The sequence below is a fragment of the uncultured Veillonella sp. genome, assembly GCF_963551295.1.
In the GTDB taxonomy this organism is placed as follows: Bacteria; Bacillota; Negativicutes; order Veillonellales; family Veillonellaceae; genus Veillonella.
In genome coordinates this window covers 1-17,711 of record NZ_CAUVFT010000024.1, presented here as the reverse complement: position 1 = coordinate 17,711, position 17,711 = coordinate 1, and the positions used below count along the sequence as shown (strand labels likewise).

Sequence of the window (17,711 nt, the reverse complement as noted above, 5' to 3'; positions counted from 1 at the left end):
GGATGACTTATGAAAAGTATGACCGGTTTTGGTTCGGGCACAGCAACCAAAGATGGCATTACCTGTACTGTAGAAATTAAGTCTGTAAATGCACGCTTCTTGGATTTATTTATTCGTAGTCCAAAACAAATGAATCCTTTTGAAAGTATTATTCGTAGAATGATACAAGATCGTATTACTCGTGGTAAGGTTGAGGTATCTGTTTCTATTCAAGATGCAGGAGAGCGACCTAAAACTTTCACCATTAATAGTGTATTGAGAAAACAAATACAAGAGTTATTGGTACAAGAGGAGTTCTATGATGACCCCAAAAAGGTACCTTTACAAGCTGTGAATTCGATTTCTAATGAATGGATTCAACAACAAGATACACCAATTGCTGAAGAGGTACTTTCAGATATTGTAAAAGAAGCAACTACTCAAGCATTAGATTCTTTAATAGCAATGCGAACTGCGGAAGGTCAACATATCAATCAGGATCTATTAGAACGTATCGGTACACTTGAAAAAATCATTACTAAAATTGACACTAATAAATCTGGTGTTGTAGAAGCATATCGGGAGCATATAAAAACTAAGATTCAGGAATATTTAATTTCTTTAGAAGCGAGTATTAGTGAAGATCGTTTTATACAAGAAATTGCTCTATTAGCTGATAAGACGGATATTACCGAAGAGATTGTCCGATTTACCTCTCATGTGGTACAATTAAAAAATACACTTGCAGATACAAATTCAATCGGTCGTAAGGTTGATTTTATTTTGCAAGAAATGAATCGTGAGGTAAATACAATCGGCTCCAAAGCAATGGATTCGATTGTTACTGAGTTTGTGGTTCAACTTAAATGTGAGTTAGAGAAAATTAGAGAACAAGTACAGAATGTAGAGTAATAGGAGGTCTATGAATGAGTATTCAATTACTGAATATAGGCTTTGGTAATATGGTATCTGCTAACCGTGTTATGGCTATTATTAGTCCTGAATCCGCCCCTATAAAGCGGATGGTTCAAGATGCTAGAGATAAGGGATTGCTCATTGATGCCACATATGGTCGTAAGACTCGTGCTGTATTAGTTATGGATAGTGGTCAAATTGTATTATCTGCAATTCAACCTGAAACCGTAGCACATCGACTTGTGCAACATGATGTGGATGTAGATACAGTGGAATAATAGGAGTGCATATGTCAGACAGAGGATTATTAATCGTTATATCCGGGCCATCTGGCGCAGGTAAAGGTACGATTTGTGCGAATATTCGCAAAGAAATGCCTAATTTAGTTTATTCTGTTTCTATGACAACCCGTGCTCCACGTGTGGGTGAAAAGGAAGGAATTAACTATTTCTTCCGCTCTAAAGAGGAATTTGAGTCTTTACTTAGTGAAGACGCATTCTTAGAGTATGCTAAGGTATATGATAATTACTATGGTACTCCAAAACAACATGTAATGGATTTATTAGATGATGGAAAAAGTGTACTATTAGAAATTGATATTCAAGGCGCTATGCAGGTTAAGGAACGTTTTAGTGATGCCGTATTTATTTACATTGTACCGCCGTCATTATCTGAGTTATCTGAGCGTTTACATAACCGTGGCACAGATGCTAAAGAAGTCATTGATAAACGATTGTCATTGGCTTGTTCAGAATTGGCCTTAGCTCATCGCTATGACTATATCGTCGTAAATGATGATTTAGCAGAGGCTTCTGAAAAGGTTGCTTCTATCTTGCGAGCTGAATCTTGTAAGATAAGTCGTAATAAAGAGCAAATTCAATACATTTATAAACAATATCAAGAGTCTAAGGAGAAGTGATAGTATGATGGTAAAACCTCCATTGAAAAAATTGGAAAGTCAAGTAGATAGCAAATATACATTGGTGACTTTAGCGGCTAAACGCGCTCGCGAATTAACAGATGGAGAACCTTGCTTAGCAGAATCTACACATGCGACTGACAAGCCTGTATCTTTGGCATTTTATGAAATTGCTGAAGGTGAAGTGACATATAAACGCACTAAAGAAGGCATTAAATAAAAAATCAATTCCTTGTATCATTGATACAAGGAATTTTTAAAAGGAGAAGAACATGCGCGGAAAACATATCATTGTCGCAGTATCTGCAGGTATTGCAGCGTATAAGGCAATTGAAGTGGTAAGCAGACTTCGTAAAAAAGGGGCTGAAGTAAAGGTTGTAATGACACAAAATGCAACGCATATTGCGTCACCTTTAACGTTTGGCGAAATCAGTGGACATCCTGTAGCTCTAGACATGTTTGAACAAGTCCATCAGTGGGATGTAGAACATATTGCACTGGCCACCTGGGCAGATGCATATGTAGTTGTGCCTGCAACAGCAAATGTGATCGGAAAAATTTATGCAGGCATTGCTGATGATATGTTAACTACAACTATTATGGCCACTACAGCACCTAAGTATCTTTGTCCTGCTATGAATACAGAAATGTATAATAATCCTATTACACAACGCAATTTAGAAGGATTACGTTCTCTGGGCTACCATATTATGGACCCTGCAGAAGGTTGGTTAGCCTGTGGCATTACTGGTGTAGGGCGTTTAGCGGAACCAGAAGCAATTGTGGAGTGGCTAGAATCTAAAATGTTCAGTACCAATGAGCTTGAAGGTACTACTATACTCGTTACAGCTGGTGGAACACAGGAGAATATCGATCCTGTTCGGTATATCGGAAATCGCTCTAGTGGTAAGATGGGATATGCTATTGCAGATCAAGCTGCACGCATGGGGGCTCAGGTGATTTTAGTAAGCGCTCCCACATCTTTACCTGTACCAAGTGGCGTAGACTTTGTTTCTGTAGATTCTGCATTATCCATGCAGGAGGCTGTTGAAGCTCGTTACAATGATGTCAATGTAGTTATTATGGCCGCCGCTGTTTCTGACTTTAGAGCCCTTCATAAAGCAGAGCAAAAAATAAAAAAAATGGAGTCTATGACCATAGAACTTGTAAAAAATCCAGATATTCTACAAGGGTTGGGCTCTAAAAAAAGGCATCAAGTTCTAGTTGGTTTTGCGGCAGAAACAGAACATGTAATCAAGTATGGTCAAGATAAAGTGGCTAGAAAAAATTTAGATATGCTTGTGGCCAATGATGTAAGCAAATCTAATGCAGGTTTTAATGTAGATACAAATGAAGGCTATTTCTTATATCCTAATAAAGAGCCTAAAAAAATGCCTAATATGAAAAAAACCGACCTTGCTCGACATATTCTTAAAGAGGTTATTGAATTAGTAGCAAACAAACAAAGCTAACATAAATTAATTTTAGTGTATGTTGTTTTAAGAAGGGTGTGTTTTTGTTATATGTTTGCTATACAAAAAGCGTATTTAGCGGGCTCCTTAGGAAAAGGACAATGGAGTAATAATATTATTGCTGGATTAGTCGTAGGGGTTGTGGCACTGCCTTTAGCGATGGCTTTTGCTATAGCTAGTGGAGTTACACCTCAGGCAGGTATATATACGGCAATCATTGCAGGGATTTTTGTGTCCTTATTTGGTGGATCTCCCGTTCAGATTGCGGGACCTACAGGGGCATTTATCGTTTTATTAAGTAGTATTGTTGTCAATTATGGCTTTGAAGGTTTACAAATTGCGACAATGATGGCAGGGATTATTCTCGTTTTAATGAGCGCTGCAAAGTTAGGAACGGTGATTCGGTTTATACCAACACCTGTTATCATGGGCTTTACTGCAGGTATTGGTGTTACGATTTGGGTGGGGCAATGGCCATATTTCTTTGGCTTTCCGCAGTTGCCGTATATGGCTCATTTCCATGAAAAATTATGGGCTATGATTCAGTCCTTACCATACTCTGACTTACCTACATTGGGTATTGCGCTCTTAAGCTTAAGTCTACTGTTAGTTTTACCTAAAATCCCTTATATCAATAGAGTTCCGGCTCCTATTGTAGCTATGGTTGTTGCTACGGTTATTCAAGCGATCTACCAATTTCCTACGGTTTTAACCATTGGTAGTGCTTTTGGTGGTATACCTCAAGGTTTGCCAGAGTTTTCTGTACCCAAATTGAGCTTTGATAAAATCTTATCCTTAATTGGTCCAGCTTTTACAATTGCTATGCTAGGCGCTATTGAATCCTTATTGTCTGCAGTTGTTGCTGATGGTATGAGTGGTACCAAACATGAATCTAATACTGAACTGTTTGGACAAGGATTAGCTAATATATTTGCGCCATTGTTTGGTGGAATTGCATCAACCGGTGCTATTGCGCGAACTGCTACAAATATTCGACAAGGTGGTAATTCTCCGGTGGCAGGCATTGTTCATGCCATTACACTAGGTGCTATCTTATTATTTTTGGCTCCTTATGCAGTGTATATTCCGTTGGCATCTATGGCAGCCATATTATTTGTTGTAGCCTACAATATGAGTGATGTACCACGTTTTATACGAATGCTTATTCTTGCACCTCGCCCAGATCAAGTAATTTTACTGCTTACCTTTTTCCTGACAATTTTTACGGATTTGGTAGTAGCCGTAAATGTTGGTGTAGTGATTGCCGTATTACAGTTCATGCGTAAAATGGTTAAAACAATCGATGTGCATGAAGCAAGTAGTGCCGAATTATCAGCACAAATTAGGCATGAAATTACAATTCATCCAGAAATAATGGTGTACACCGTAGAGGGGCCATTATTCTTTGGTGCAATAAGTGCATTTGATAGAGCGTTAAACTCTATACATAAAGATCCTAAATATTTAATCATTCGCTTTGTAAAAGTGCCATTTGTAGATTTGACGGGTCTACGTATTCTACGTGGTATTATTGAAGAACTTCAAAAAAGAGGCATAGAAGTTTTGCTGAGTGATGTGAGTTACGATATACGTAGAGAGATGTATAAATCTGATTTCTTGGATATTCTGGGCCGTCATCATATGTATCGTCAGTTTGAAAGTGCCCTTCATAAGGCTGAACATGATTTAGCTTTAAAATAGGCAAGAGAAGTATAATAATGACTTGCTTTCTCACTGTAAATACACTATAATAATTCTGTAACTCATCAAGAGTAGTGGAGGGATAGGCCCTGTGAAGCTACAGCAACCATTCCAAGCGGAAAAGGTGCTAATTCCTATGACAAATGTCGTTAGATGGGAGGGTCTCTCATGAGTGCATGAGAGACTTTTTTTCGTATTAGGAGGATAAAATGGCTGAAAAACATATGTTTTTTACTTCTGAATCTGTTACTGAAGGCCATCCAGATAAAATAGCTGACCAAATTTCTGATGCTGTTTTGGATGCGATTATTGAAAAGGATCCAACTGCTCGTGTGGCTTGTGAAACTTTAGTTACTACTGGTTTAGTTCATGTAGTAGGTGAAATATCTACTCACACATATGTAGATATTCCTCGCATCGTACGTGATACAATTCGTGAAATTGGTTATACTCGTGCAAAATTTGGTTTTGATTGTGATACTTGTGGTGTACTTGTATCCATCGATGAACAATCTGCGGATATCGCCATGGGCGTTGATGAAGCACTTGAATCAAAAGATGGCAATGGTGAAGTACTTGATAAGATCGGTGCTGGTGACCAAGGTATGATGTTTGGATATGCATCTAATGAAACGCCTGAACTCATGCCGTTACCAATTTCTTTGGCGCATCGTTTATCCCGTCGTCTTACAGAAGTTCGTAAGGATGGGACCTTAACTTACTTACGTCCAGACGGTAAAACTCAAGTTACTGTAGAATATGTTGATGGTAAACCTAAACGCATTGATACAATTGTTATTTCTACACAACATAGCCCTGAAGTGACCCAAGAACAAATTAAAGCTGATTTGAAGCGTTATGTAATTGACGCAGCGTTGCCTGCTGAATTTGTTGATAAAAATACAAAATACTTCATCAATCCAACTGGTCGTTTCGTAATCGGAGGACCTCATGGTGATGCTGGTTTAACTGGTCGTAAAATTATTGTGGATACTTATGGTGGTATGGCTCGTCATGGTGGTGGTGCATTCTCCGGTAAGGATCCATCTAAAGTAGACCGTTCCGCAGCATACGCAGCGCGTTATGTAGCTAAAAATGTTGTAGCAGCAGGTCTTGCTGATAAATGTGAAGTGCAAGTTGCTTATGCAATTGGCGTTGCTCATCCTGTATCTATTTTAGTTGATACTTTTGGTACAGGTCGCATAGAGGAAACAAAAATTCAAGAGCTTGTTAAGAAACATTTCGACCTTCGTCCAGCAGGAATCATTGAAATGCTTGATTTATTAAAGCCTCATTATCGCAAAACAGCAGCGTATGGACACTTTGGTAGAACTGATGTGGATTTACCTTGGGAACGTACAGATAAAGCACAAATTCTAAAAGAAGAAGCTGGCTTATAATACAAAAGGTCTTGGTAGAATTTCTACTGAGACCTTTTATAATAAACGAAAGGAAATAATGTATGCGTGTAGCACAAGTTATAATTAACAGACCGGCCAAACAACTTCATAAACCTTTGAGCTATTTAATGCCTGAAAAGTTTGGTAATGTTTTACCTGGTACGCGCGTACTCATTCCTTTAGGACATAGTCGTGAAGAAGGTATTCTCATTGGTTACGATGAGTTAGTTGAGCCACCAGAGTTCACTTTACGAAATATCGTACAAGTATTAGATAGTGAACCTTGGTTTACACCAGAAATGATGGATACGGCCCGTCGTCTAAATGAGTATTATTTATTCTCCTATGGTGATGCGTTGCGATTGTTTACGGTGAATAAGACATTAAAATCCTACGAGGCACCAAAGGAAGAATGGCTTGTAGTCATGCCAGAATTTTCGGTGGCACAATTTAGTGAACGAAAAAAGAAGCAGCGCGAATTAGCAAAATACTTACTTGAAGTGGGTGGAGCATCTAAGGCATTACTATTGGCTAAGGGCTTTTCTCGCATGGTTATAAAGCAAGTAAGTGAAGCCAAGGGAATCACTGTTGAATCACGCTTCAAAGCCACAAAAACAACATTTGATGAGCTTTTAACAGAAGAGGTTAATATTCCTCTTACAGAAGCTCAACAAGCTGTATATGAACCAATACAAGAAGCAATGAATAGCCATGTTCATAAAACCTATTTACTTCATGGTGTAACTGGTAGTGGCAAGACTCAATTATATTTACGTGCTACAGCTAAATGCATTAGTCAGGATAAGACGGCTATTATCTTGGTGCCTGAAATTATATTGACAGATCAAATCGTGCGACGATTTGTAGAAACCTTTGGTGATGAAGTCGTAGTATTTCATAGTAAATTGACGGTACAACAACGGAACAATAATTGGGAGCGCTTGCGACGTAAGGATAGTCACATTATTATTGGCGCACGTTCAGCCGTATTTGCGCCAGCTGAGGATATCGGTCTTATTGTGGTCGATGAAGAACATGATACGTCTTACAAGCAAGAGGATATGATCCGCTATCATGCACGTAATGTGGCGTTGTGGCGTGCAGAGGTCCATAGTTGTCCCGTTATTTTAGGTTCCGCTACACCATCTGTTACTTCCTACTATAAAGCTAAGCAAGGAGATTATTATTTACTAGAACTGCCACATCGTATTTTTGACCAGCCTATGCCTAAGGTTAGCATAGTAGATATGAAAGAAGAAATTCTTCATGGCAACTACTCCGTTTTTTCTGATGCCATGAGTCGCTTAATTCAACATACATTGGATGAGCATAATCAAATGATTATTCTGTTAAATAGACGCGGTTATAGTACTTTTGTTATGTGCCGAGACTGTGGGGAAACTATTATGTGCCCTCATTGTGATGTAGCTATGGTTTATCATCAAGCAGGTGAGGAATTACGCTGTCACTATTGTGAACATCACGAACCGATTCCAACGGTTTGTCCGAAGTGTAATAGTAAACGCATTAAATTCTTTGGCTCAGGTACACAAAAGGTTGAGGAAGAGTTGCGACGTCATTTTAAATCGGCTCGCATTGCCCGCCTTGATCAAGATGTGACAAAAAATAAGCAATTAGCAGAAGATATTCTACATGACTTTGGGGCTCATAAATATGATATTTTGTTAGGAACACAAATGGTATCTAAAGGTCATGACTTTAAAGATGTAACAGCTGTTGGTATTTTAACGGCCGATTCAATTTTAAATATTCCTGTTTATACTGCTGCTGAACGAACCTTTGATTTACTTACTCAAACCTCTGGACGCGCTGGTCGTGGCGATAAAATGGGAAGCGTTGTAATACAAACATACAATCCGTTAAATTATGCTATAATAAAGAGTAAGGCTCATGATTATGTAGGCTTTTACAATGAAGAAATTCAAAATCGTAAAGCCTTAGGATATCCTCCATTTCGAGAGATGATTCACATGGTAGTACGTCATCAAGATATGGAGACATTAGAGTCTATTGCAAATCATATTGTAAATGATTTGGAGGCTCATAAGGGGAATCAAGATATTTTGATTAATGGTCCTTACGAAGCACCTATAAAAAAGGTGCGTGATATGTATCGTCTAGCTATTATGATTCGCGGTACTGATTTAACGAATTTGAAAGAATATATATATAACTCATGGATTTTCACGCAAGAAGGACTGCTGATTGACGTGGACCCCGTGTAGTATAGGAGTGTCAATGGCTGTATTAGATGTTGTAAAAGCAGGTCATCCCGTTTTAAAACAAGTGGCGGAACCTGTAGAGCATGTTAATAAAAAACTTAGAGCCCTTATCGATGATATGGCTGAAACTATGTATAAGACAGAAGGTGTTGGTCTTGCTGCACCTCAAGTAGCTGTTTCTAAACGAATTATCGTAGTAGATGATCAAGCTGGTAGTGGACTTATTGCATTAATCAATCCTGAAATCACACATGCTGAAGGCTCTCAAGTTGGACCGGAAGGTTGTTTAAGTGTACCAGGCTATTTTGGGGATGTAGAACGCTTTAATAAAATTACCGTTAAAGGTATTGATCCACATAATAAAAAGGTAATTATTAAAGCTGAAGGATTTTTAGCACGTATTTTCCAACATGAGATCGATCACTTGGAAGGTCATTTGTTTATTGAAAAAGCAACTAACTTACGATTGATTACTGATCATCCAGAGGAGAAAGAAATTGTCTAATAATAAACAATTGCGCATCGTTTTTATGGGGACGCCAGACTTTTCTGTACCGACCTTAGAGGCTTTGATTCAAGCAGGTCATTCTATTGTTGGCGTGTATTGTCAGCCTGATAAACAAAAAGGGCGTGGTAAACAAGTTCAAATGCCTCCTGTGAAAGTTGCTGCTCTTGAACATAATTTACAAGTGTTTCAACCTGTTACATTACGGGATGAGCAAGTTCGAGCTGAATTAGAAGCATTGAAACCAGATGTAGTGGTGGTTATTGCATACGGAAAGATTTTACCACCGTGGTTAATCAGGCTGCCACAATATGGCTGTATTAATGTACATGCTTCGATTTTACCTAGCTATAGAGGGGCTGCACCGATTCACTATGCAATTATTAATGGGGACTCTAAAACGGGTGTTACCATAATGCATATGGATGATGGTCTTGATACAGGTGACATCATCGACATTGTGGAAACCGATATTTTACCAGGTGAAACGACAGGGCAGTTATTTGAACGTATAGCTGTACTTGGGGGAGAAATTATAGTTCCTGTATTAGCTCGTTGGGTTAATGGAGAAATTGTGGCTACTCCACAAGATGATACAATGGCAACACACACTGCTAAGATTACAAAGGAAATGGGGCAGATTGACTGGTCTAAGCCTGCTAATGAAATTGTAAATCTCATTAGAGGACTTAATCCAGCACCTGGATGTTATACTTACCTCGACGGAAAACGTTTAAAAGTATGGTCTGGAGAAGTGGTTCCAAGTGATACGACTCATTGTTTGATAGATATTCATGGAAAACATGTGCCAATTGCGTTATCAGCTATAACTAGACCTGGTACAGTCGTATCTAAAATAGCGGGTTTAGGCGTATTCTGTGGGGATGGAAATATAGTCTTACTAACAGAAGTGCAACCTGAAAATAAGAAACGTATTAGTGCCACTGATTTTATAAATGGACATCAGATAAAGGAAGGTATCGTTTTTGAGGACTCAATATAAGCAGTACGAAACGTATCCGTTATACTTGATATTATCAACTATTACTTGTGCTTTGCTCACAGCAATACTAGGTTTTCTAATGTATATATTAGAGCCTGGGCTTTCACAATTACATTCAATTGCACCTATTATAAGTAGTGTAGTTATTTCTATCCTTATTGGTGTCATATGGATATTGTGCGCATCCCTAATTGTTGCTAGTTTAGGTATTATACGGTTACATCCTATTGTTTTAAGACTAGCTAATCAGTTTATTTATGGATTATTTCCATTGACTTTGGCGATTGGTAAGGTGAGAGGGGTTACTAAAGATCAACTACGTCAATCTATGATTGATTTAATTAATCATCTGGTAATGTTAGATATGTATACAGTTGATCCAGAACGTATATTATTGTTAACACCTCACTGTTTACAAGAAAGCTCGTGTGTTCATAAGGTTACACATGATGTATATAATTGTAAGCAGTGTGGGCGATGTCAAGTTGGTAATTTATTACAAGTTGCAAAAGACTACGGGTGTCAATTTATAGTTGTCACCGGAGGTACTTTAGCGCGAATGAAGGTAAAGGAAGCGCGGCCAAAAGCTATTGTAGCAATAGCTTGCGAACGAGATTTAGCAAGCGGTATGGCTGATGTATTTCCCATCCCAGTTATTGGCGTATTAAATGAACGCCCTAATGGGCCATGTTGTAATACAACAGTAGACCCTGAACGTGTTCGAGCAGTAGTAGAACAATTGATTGGTAGGAATAGCGATGACAGAAGTAAAGACTAATCAACAACAGAATATTCGCTTGCTCGCTGTAAAAGCATTAAGTGATATTAATCGCAATGGCGCCTATGCAAATATTAAGTTGCAAGAGTATTTACAGAAATATCATCTATCCGATTTAGATCGAAGATTCTTTACTGAACTTGTGTATGGAGTCATTCGTAGAAAAAATTATTTGGATGCTATTATTGTTCACTTTGCAAAACGACCTTTAAAGAAACTATCTTCTATGGTTGTGGAAATTCTTAGACTTGGTATATACCAAATTATCTACATGGATAAGGTTCCTGAAAGTGCGGCTGTAAATGAATCTGTTAAACTTGCTAAAAAGCTAACTAGAGGATTATCGGGTTTTGTAAATGCTGTATTGCGTTCGGTTTTACGTGAAAGTGATAGCATTTCTATTGGTGAACTAGCTAAGTCCGAAGCTGAAGAAATTTCCTTTATCTACAATCAACCATTATGGCTTGTTAACTTATGGATAAAAGAAATGGGAAAAGATAAGACAGTAGATCTTTGTGCTTGGTTTAATGAACAACCACGTTTGACAGCTCGCATAAATACGGTGAAAGTATCTATTGAGGATTGTTTAAAAGAGCTAGTAGATTTAGGTTGGATTGTAGAACAGGATAAACATATCCTTGAAGCAGTTTATGTTGATGGTCATCAAGGTTATTTAGAAAAAGCCAAACCTGTTCTTGAAGGTCATATTACCTTTATGGATAAAGCATCTATGCTAGTTGCCCATGTAGTTGACCCTCAACCAGGAGAGCGTATCTTAGATTGTTGTGCTGCACCAGGTGGCAAGTCCATGCATATGGCAAGTCTTATGAATAATACAGGGGCTATTATGAGTTGTGATATTTACGACCATAAATTAAACCTCATGAATCAGAATGCTGACCGATTAGGTATATCTATTATTTCTACTAAGCTTCAAGATGGTCGTCATCTACCTGATAATTGGAAAGAACAATTTGATCGTGTCTTAGTTGATGCTCCGTGCTCTGGTCTAGGTATATTACAAAAGAAATTAGACATGCGTTGGAGAAAAACAGAAGCTTTACTTAACGAACTGCCGCCGTTACAGCTTGAAATATTAGAAAAAGCTTCTGAAATGGTTAAGGTTAATGGATATTTAGTTTATTCCACATGTACTATAAATAGTGGTGAAAATGAGGATGTTTTAGAAAAGTTTTTGGCAATTCATAAAAACTTTATCATCGATCCTGTATCATATAAAGGGGCACCACAAGCTATAGATGGTATGATTACAACTTATCCGCCGCGAGATCATATGGATGGTTTTTTTATGGCTCGCATGAAACGCTTATCATAATATAAGAAATGGAGTACCATGATAGAATTATTGGGTAAGTCTTTAGAAGAATTACAATCTATCTTTAAGACCCATAATATACAAAAGTTTCGAGCGAAACAGTTAATTGACTATATTTATCATAGATATGTTTTTGATTTTGATGAAATGACACAATTTCCGAAAAATTTGCGTCAATGGCTAAATGATAATTGTGTCATTTCTTTACCTACATTAATTACAGAGTCTATTGCCCCTGATGGAAAGACTCGCAAAATTCTTGTAGAGATGACAGATCAAAGTCGTGTGGAAGCCGTTTTGATGGAGCAACACTATGGGTATTCTGTATGTGTTTCCTCTCAAGTGGGATGCGCTATGGGATGTGTGTTCTGTGCTTCTACACAAGGTGGCTTATACAGAGATTTAACAGTTGCTGAGATTATTGGTCAAGTTGTTATATTTGGGGCTCTTACTAAAGAGGAAATACACTCTATTGTCGTTATGGGCGCAGGGGAGCCGTTACAAAATTATGATAATGTATTACAAGCATTACAACTACTACATGATCCTATGATTTGTAATATTAGCTATCGTAAGATGACGATTTCCACTTGTGGTTGGGTTCCTAATATTTATAAATTAGCTGATGAAGGTTTTCCAATAACTTTGGCACTTTCATTACATGCTACAAATAATGAAGTTCGTCGTAGTATTATGCCTGTTGGCGCCCGTTATGAATTGACGGAAGTCTTAGATGCGGTAAAATATTATTATGATACGACACAGCGTCGTGTTACCTTTGAGTACATTCTCATAGATTCTGTAAATGCATCTATAGAGGAGGCTCATGCTTTGGGGCGAATATGTAAAGATTTCCCAAATTGTCATGTTAACTTGATCCCAGTTAATGGCAATGAACATATTGAATTATATAAACCATCTATTACGAATATGAATACATTTAAAGATATCGTTAGTTCCTATGGTGTATCAGTAACGGTACGCAAGGAAATGGGCGATGCAATCCAAGCCGCATGTGGGCAGTTAAAGGCTGCTCATGGTCGGAAAAAGGAGAATCATGAATAATTTTGTTGGTTTAAGTAAAATTGGGCTTGTGCGCCAGCGTAACGAGGACCGTTTCTTCATTGATGGCCATATTTGTGCTGTTACTGATGGTATGGGTGGCTATAGCGGTGGTGAAATCGCAAGTACCTATGCTGTAGATGAAATAAAAGAATATTTGTCCTCCCTTGAAACGATAGGTCAACAAGACTTATGTGATGCTATCATTCACGCTAATCAACGTATTGTAAATCGCGTTGCTTGTGAAGAACGTCTTGCTGGTATGGGTACTACTGCTGTAGTTACAGCTATAAATGGTAATCAACTTTACTGGGCAAGTGTTGGTGATAGTCGTTTGTATGTATATAGAGATGGTCATTTACGACAAATTACTACAGATCATTCTATGGTACAAGAATTATTAACAGCTGGAGAGATTACAAAGGATGAAATGCTAAATCACCCTCAACGTAATTTATTAACCCGCGCAGTTGGTGTTGATGAAATCTTAGAGGTTGATAGTGGTGTAGAATCTATTCTTCCCGGTGATCGTATTTTACTTTGCACTGATGGATTAAGTGGCTATGTATCCGATGATGTAATTGCCTCTGTATTACAATCAACGGATGATGATATGTTGGTTATTGAATCATTGATGGAAGCTGTATATGAAGTCGGAGCAGGAGATAATGTGACCATTGTGGTGGGAACAATCTAATCTAGAAATGGAGAAATAATGAGTACTATGAATATAAAAGGTATACTTCTAGATAACCGCTACCGAATTGTTGATAAAATTGGCGTTGGTGGAATGGCTGATGTATACCTTGGAGAAGATACCTTACTAGGTAGACAAGTAGCAATAAAAGTATTGCATGCTAATTTTGCAAATGATGATGAATTTGTGACTCGATTTAAACGAGAAGCACAAGCAGCAGGTAAATTAAATCATCCAAATATTGTAAATATGTATGATGTAGGTTTTGACCAAAATCTACATTACATTGTCATGGAATATGTAGATGGTGAAACCTTAAAAAAATATATAACTCGTCATGGAAGACTGTCTATAGATGAGGCTGTTAAATTTACTATCGCCATAGCTGAAGGCTTAGAACACGCTCATACAATGGGCATTGTTCATTGTGATATAAAACCACATAATGTTATTATTACCAATACAGGTCGCGTTAAAGTAACTGACTTTGGTATTGCTCGTGCAATAAATGCAACTAACACAGTTATGTATACGAATTCGATTTTGGGTTCTGCACACTATTTATCACCAGAGCAAGCTAGTGGTAAACCGGTAGATGGAAATACAGATATTTATTCACTGGGTGTCGTATTGTATGAAATGCTTACAGGTCGTGTACCATTTGAAGGGGAAACGCCAATTGCAGTAGCATTAAAACACGTTCGTGAGAAGGTAGAACCTCCAACTCGATATAATCCATCAATTCCTCCGCTTTTAGAAGCTGTTGTTATGAAAGCATTATCTAAAAATCCTGCAGATCGATTTGATTCTATCTCTGATATGATCAGTGATTTGCGGTTATCTCAAGGTTTTACGATGGGGAAAACACAACGTCATGAACCATATGATTTTGCTACACAAATGATTCCTGCGGTTGATCCTGAAGCACTTGAAGATCTTAGTACTATTCAAGAAGAACGTAAAGACGAGGATAAAAAGAAGAGTATGTTAAGTAAAATTGCATCGATTCCACAAAAATACATCGTTCTAGGTGCTGCTGTCATTTTCTTAGTAGCATTTTTGGGTGCTTTCTTAAGCTACGGAAATTTCTGGAGTAATACAACAGTCGATGTACCTAATGTGGTAGGCAAACAAGTTTCTGTAGCAAAAAATATCTTAGAAGATAAACATTTGCGTGTGTCTACAAGTGAAGTTACGAATCCTGATGTGCCAGCTGGTCAAGTTATTTCTCAAACACCTGGGGCTGGAGAAAAGGTTAAAGAGCAAAGGACAATCCATCTTGTAGTTTCTAAAGGTATAGGCGATATTACGGTGCCAGATTTAACTGATTTAACTGTCGATCAAGCCCGTCAACGACTTAAAGATTTAGGTTTAGTTGTGGGGAAAATAACACAGCAATCTGTAGATGGTAAAAAAGATGGTGTAATTATTGCTCAGAGTCCTTCCGGAGATTCTAAAGTGTCTAAAGGGACAACTATTGATCTCGTTGTAAATAAAGCGAAGGCTAAGAAAGTCAAAGTACCTAATCTTGTTGGTATGACATTAAAAGATGCTCGTGATACATTGAGTAATATTCAACTAGGTGTAAACCAAGTATCTGGATCTGTGGAAGAAAAATCTGTCGTTATAGAGCAAAGTATTAAAGCTGGCGATGAAATTGACGAAGGTTCCACATTAAATCTTACGACTGAGTTCAAAGATGATAAAAAGAAATCTGAAAAGAAAGATGGAAACAGTGGTAATAAAACAACTGGTACTATAGACGTTACTGTACCAGCTGGTTCTAAAAATCAAGAACTTAAAATTGTTGTAAAGGACGATGAGGGTTCTGCCGTAATCTATGATGATACGAATAAACCTGGAGATCGTGTTGTTAGAAAAGTCTCTGGTGTAGGTAATGTACGTATTGAGGTGTACCTCAATGGTGCATTAGTGCAAGAAACTGCATTATAAGAGGTACTATGATTACAGGCATTGTTGTCAAAAATATGAATGGGTACTTTTATGTACAAGATGATACGGGTACCATTCATGAATGTAAGGTTCGTGGCAGACTTAAGCAGGGGCGCTATAGTTTACTTGTGGGGGACCGCGTTACGATTTCAGAGGATGGATTCGTTGAATCCATCCACGAACGTCATAATTCAATGGTTCGTCCAGCAGTAGCTAATATTGACCAAGTTGTATTAGTTGTGGCTGCCCATGAACCAGATATTAATGAGCTATTACTTAATAAAATGCTCGTTATGATTGAACATGCGGATATACCTATCGTGCTATGTATCAATAAATGTGATCTGATGGATTCAGAGACGGAAACTATGGTTGATCTTTATAAATCAATTGGTTATAAGGTTTTGATGACATCCACATATAATATGACAGGCATCGATGATTTACGTCATGTGCTTCAACATAAGGTAACGGCTTTTGCAGGTCCATCTGGTGTTGGTAAGAGTAGTCTTTTAAACGCAGTAGACTCAAAATTTGCCTTCCAGACTGGGGAGGTAAGTGATAAGATTAAACGTGGTAAACACACCACTCGTCACGCTTCCTTATATAGTTTAGATGCAGATTCTTTCATCATGGATACACCTGGCTTTAGCGCTATTGAATTTAATGATGTTTCCCTTGAAAGATTGCCTACTTTATTCCCAGAATTTGGTGAATATGTTGATACTTGTAAATTTAATCCTTGCTATCATGAGCATGAACCAATTTGTGGAATTAAAGCTGCTTTAGAAGCTGGTCATATTCATCAAGGACGATATGATGCTTATATGTCTATACGTGATGATATAGAAAGTCAACGAAAGAGGTTTTAATATGATAAAAATTGCACCATCTATGCTTTCCGCAAATTTTGCGATATTAAGCGAAGAATTAAAATCTATTGAAGCAGCGGGGGCTGACTTACTACATATCGACATCATGGATGGACACTTTGTTCCTAATCTAACCTTTGGTGCTCCTATTGTGAAAGCAATTCGTCCATATACAAAATTGCCATTTGATGTGCATTTAATGGTTACTAATCCTAGTGATTATGTAGAAGAATTTGCAAAAATTGGTATAGAATATTTTACTTTTCATCAAGAAACTGTACCCCATATGCATCGTTTGATTCAACATATTAAGCAATGTGGGATGAAGGCTGGTATAGCATTGAATCCTAGTACACCTGTATCTTTACTAGAAGATGTAGCTGCAGATTTAGATATGATTTTAATTATGTCTGTGAATCCAGGATTTGGAGGGCAATCTTTTATTAAGAATGCTATAAAAAAAGTTAAACAAGCTAAGATATTGTTAGAAGAAGTGGATAATTCAACGGCAGTTATTGAGGTAGACGGTGGTATTAACGATATTACTTGTGTACCAATTAAAAGAGCGGGTGCTACAGTTTTAGTTGCTGGTTCTGCAGTGTTTGGAGCAGAAAATCGTGCAAGTATGATTGAATCCATTCGCAATAATTAAATAATTTAGCTTTAGGTATACTTATTTATGAGAAAAATTTAAAGATAGATTTATTATATCGATGATAGAAATACTGCAGTAAATTTAATTAAAATAAGGAGTGAGGAATTCTTTAAGAAATCCTCACTCCTTGCTTGCTTTTACCTTATTTTTTTGTTAAAATTATTGGGTATGAAAAATATGCACGTCAGTGGACTTCGGTACTGTGCCTAATTTTGGGTGAC

At 37.6% G+C, this 17,711-nt stretch carries 17 protein-coding genes and 1 riboswitch; all 17 genes read left to right on the top strand.

Annotated elements, in window-relative coordinates:
• The first annotated feature begins 9 nt into the window (after nucleotides 1-9).
• Nucleotides 10-891 (top strand): YicC/YloC family endoribonuclease, encoded by an 882-nt coding sequence (locus tag RYO55_RS07280; protein WP_314984855.1) that lies wholly within the window; start codon nucleotides 10-12, stop codon nucleotides 889-891.
• Between the two features lie 14 nt (nucleotides 892-905).
• The gene (gene remA, locus RYO55_RS07275) at nucleotides 906-1,172 is read left to right on the top strand and encodes an extracellular matrix/biofilm regulator RemA (protein WP_314984854.1); all 267 of its coding nucleotides are present in this window, start codon (nucleotides 906-908) and stop codon (nucleotides 1,170-1,172) included.
• Between the two features lie 11 nt (nucleotides 1,173-1,183).
• Nucleotides 1,184-1,813 carry a guanylate kinase gene (gene gmk, locus RYO55_RS07270; RefSeq protein ID WP_004695659.1) on the top strand — a complete coding sequence of 210 codons (630 nt, stop codon included), beginning with the start codon at nucleotides 1,184-1,186 and terminating at the stop codon, nucleotides 1,811-1,813.
• A gap of 4 nt (nucleotides 1,814-1,817) precedes the next feature.
• Nucleotides 1,818-2,033 (top strand): DNA-directed RNA polymerase subunit omega, encoded by a 216-nt coding sequence (rpoZ, locus tag RYO55_RS07265; RefSeq protein ID WP_004695660.1) that lies wholly within the window; start codon nucleotides 1,818-1,820, stop codon nucleotides 2,031-2,033.
• A gap of 52 nt (nucleotides 2,034-2,085) precedes the next feature.
• The gene (gene coaBC / locus RYO55_RS07260) at nucleotides 2,086-3,285 is read left to right on the top strand and encodes a bifunctional phosphopantothenoylcysteine decarboxylase/phosphopantothenate--cysteine ligase CoaBC (protein WP_314984853.1); all 1,200 of its coding nucleotides are present in this window, start codon (nucleotides 2,086-2,088) and stop codon (nucleotides 3,283-3,285) included.
• 51 nt (nucleotides 3,286-3,336) lie between these two features.
• Nucleotides 3,337-4,986, top strand: a complete 1,650-nt coding sequence (locus tag RYO55_RS07255) for a SulP family inorganic anion transporter (protein ID WP_295814093.1) — start codon at nucleotides 3,337-3,339, stop codon at nucleotides 4,984-4,986.
• Nucleotides 4,987-5,045: 59 nt separating this feature from the next.
• A riboswitch (SAM riboswitch) is annotated at nucleotides 5,046-5,146 on the top strand.
• A gap of 49 nt (nucleotides 5,147-5,195) precedes the next feature.
• On the top strand, nucleotides 5,196-6,386 hold the full coding sequence (gene metK, locus RYO55_RS07250) for a methionine adenosyltransferase (RefSeq protein WP_295814096.1): 1,191 nt from the start codon (nucleotides 5,196-5,198) through the stop codon (nucleotides 6,384-6,386).
• 62 nt (nucleotides 6,387-6,448) lie between these two features.
• Nucleotides 6,449-8,632: a primosomal protein N' gene (gene priA, locus RYO55_RS07245; protein WP_314984852.1), complete on the top strand. Its 2,184-nt coding sequence runs from the start codon at nucleotides 6,449-6,451 to the stop codon at nucleotides 8,630-8,632.
• Between the two features lie 13 nt (nucleotides 8,633-8,645).
• Entirely contained in the window at nucleotides 8,646-9,134 is a 489-nt protein-coding gene (gene def, locus RYO55_RS07240; RefSeq protein ID WP_295814102.1) for a peptide deformylase, read from the top strand.
• Complete coding sequence (gene fmt / locus RYO55_RS07235; RefSeq protein WP_295814105.1) at nucleotides 9,127-10,137, top strand: methionyl-tRNA formyltransferase; 1,011 nt, start codon at nucleotides 9,127-9,129, stop codon at nucleotides 10,135-10,137. Before def ends, fmt begins: the two co-directional genes overlap by 8 nt.
• Nucleotides 10,121-10,915 carry a DUF116 domain-containing protein gene (locus tag RYO55_RS07230; RefSeq protein WP_295814108.1) on the top strand — a complete coding sequence of 265 codons (795 nt, stop codon included), beginning with the start codon at nucleotides 10,121-10,123 and terminating at the stop codon, nucleotides 10,913-10,915. The genes fmt and RYO55_RS07230 overlap by 17 nt, the downstream gene beginning before the upstream one ends.
• Nucleotides 10,896-12,251: a 16S rRNA (cytosine(967)-C(5))-methyltransferase RsmB gene (gene rsmB / locus RYO55_RS07225; RefSeq protein ID WP_295814111.1), complete on the top strand. Its 1,356-nt coding sequence runs from the start codon at nucleotides 10,896-10,898 to the stop codon at nucleotides 12,249-12,251. The genes RYO55_RS07230 and rsmB overlap by 20 nt, the downstream gene beginning before the upstream one ends.
• Before the next feature lie 18 nt (nucleotides 12,252-12,269).
• On the top strand, nucleotides 12,270-13,316 hold the full coding sequence (rlmN, locus tag RYO55_RS07220; RefSeq protein WP_295814115.1) for a 23S rRNA (adenine(2503)-C(2))-methyltransferase RlmN: 1,047 nt from the start codon (nucleotides 12,270-12,272) through the stop codon (nucleotides 13,314-13,316).
• Entirely contained in the window at nucleotides 13,309-14,010 is a 702-nt protein-coding gene (locus tag RYO55_RS07215; protein WP_302498641.1) for a Stp1/IreP family PP2C-type Ser/Thr phosphatase, read from the top strand. The genes rlmN and RYO55_RS07215 overlap by 8 nt, the downstream gene beginning before the upstream one ends.
• A 27-nt stretch (nucleotides 14,011-14,037) precedes the next feature.
• Complete coding sequence (pknB, locus tag RYO55_RS07210; RefSeq protein ID WP_308521113.1) at nucleotides 14,038-15,963, top strand: Stk1 family PASTA domain-containing Ser/Thr kinase; 1,926 nt, start codon at nucleotides 14,038-14,040, stop codon at nucleotides 15,961-15,963.
• 8 nt (nucleotides 15,964-15,971) lie between these two features.
• Nucleotides 15,972-16,835: a ribosome small subunit-dependent GTPase A gene (gene rsgA / locus RYO55_RS07205; protein WP_287511223.1), complete on the top strand. Its 864-nt coding sequence runs from the start codon at nucleotides 15,972-15,974 to the stop codon at nucleotides 16,833-16,835.
• 1 nt (nucleotide 16,836) lies between these two features.
• The gene (gene rpe, locus RYO55_RS07200) at nucleotides 16,837-17,487 is read left to right on the top strand and encodes a ribulose-phosphate 3-epimerase (protein ID WP_314984849.1); all 651 of its coding nucleotides are present in this window, start codon (nucleotides 16,837-16,839) and stop codon (nucleotides 17,485-17,487) included.
• Nucleotides 17,488-17,711: the final 224 nt, after the last annotated feature.

Excerpts from the sequence above, each read along its gene's own strand:
- RYO55_RS07280 (WP_314984855.1), top strand. The coding sequence starts at position 10 with ATGAAAAGTATGACCGGTTTTGGTTCGGGCACAGCAACCAAAGATGGC.
- remA (WP_314984854.1), top strand. The coding sequence starts at position 906 with ATGAGTATTCAATTACTGAATATAGGCTTTGGTAATATGGTATCTGCT.
- gmk (WP_004695659.1), top strand. The coding sequence starts at position 1,184 with ATGTCAGACAGAGGATTATTAATCGTTATATCCGGGCCATCTGGCGCA.
- rpoZ (WP_004695660.1), top strand. The coding sequence starts at position 1,818 with ATGATGGTAAAACCTCCATTGAAAAAATTGGAAAGTCAAGTAGATAGC.
- coaBC (WP_314984853.1), top strand. The coding sequence starts at position 2,086 with ATGCGCGGAAAACATATCATTGTCGCAGTATCTGCAGGTATTGCAGCG.
- RYO55_RS07255 (WP_295814093.1), top strand. The coding sequence starts at position 3,337 with ATGTTTGCTATACAAAAAGCGTATTTAGCGGGCTCCTTAGGAAAAGGA.
- metK (WP_295814096.1), top strand. The coding sequence starts at position 5,196 with ATGGCTGAAAAACATATGTTTTTTACTTCTGAATCTGTTACTGAAGGC.
- priA (WP_314984852.1), top strand. The coding sequence starts at position 6,449 with ATGCGTGTAGCACAAGTTATAATTAACAGACCGGCCAAACAACTTCAT.
- def (WP_295814102.1), top strand. The coding sequence starts at position 8,646 with ATGGCTGTATTAGATGTTGTAAAAGCAGGTCATCCCGTTTTAAAACAA.
- rsmB (WP_295814111.1), top strand. The coding sequence starts at position 10,896 with ATGACAGAAGTAAAGACTAATCAACAACAGAATATTCGCTTGCTCGCT.
- rlmN (WP_295814115.1), top strand. The coding sequence starts at position 12,270 with ATGATAGAATTATTGGGTAAGTCTTTAGAAGAATTACAATCTATCTTT.
- RYO55_RS07215 (WP_302498641.1), top strand. The coding sequence starts at position 13,309 with ATGAATAATTTTGTTGGTTTAAGTAAAATTGGGCTTGTGCGCCAGCGT.
- pknB (WP_308521113.1), top strand. The coding sequence starts at position 14,038 with ATGAATATAAAAGGTATACTTCTAGATAACCGCTACCGAATTGTTGAT.
- rsgA (WP_287511223.1), top strand. The coding sequence starts at position 15,972 with ATGATTACAGGCATTGTTGTCAAAAATATGAATGGGTACTTTTATGTA.
- rpe (WP_314984849.1), top strand. The coding sequence starts at position 16,837 with ATGATAAAAATTGCACCATCTATGCTTTCCGCAAATTTTGCGATATTA.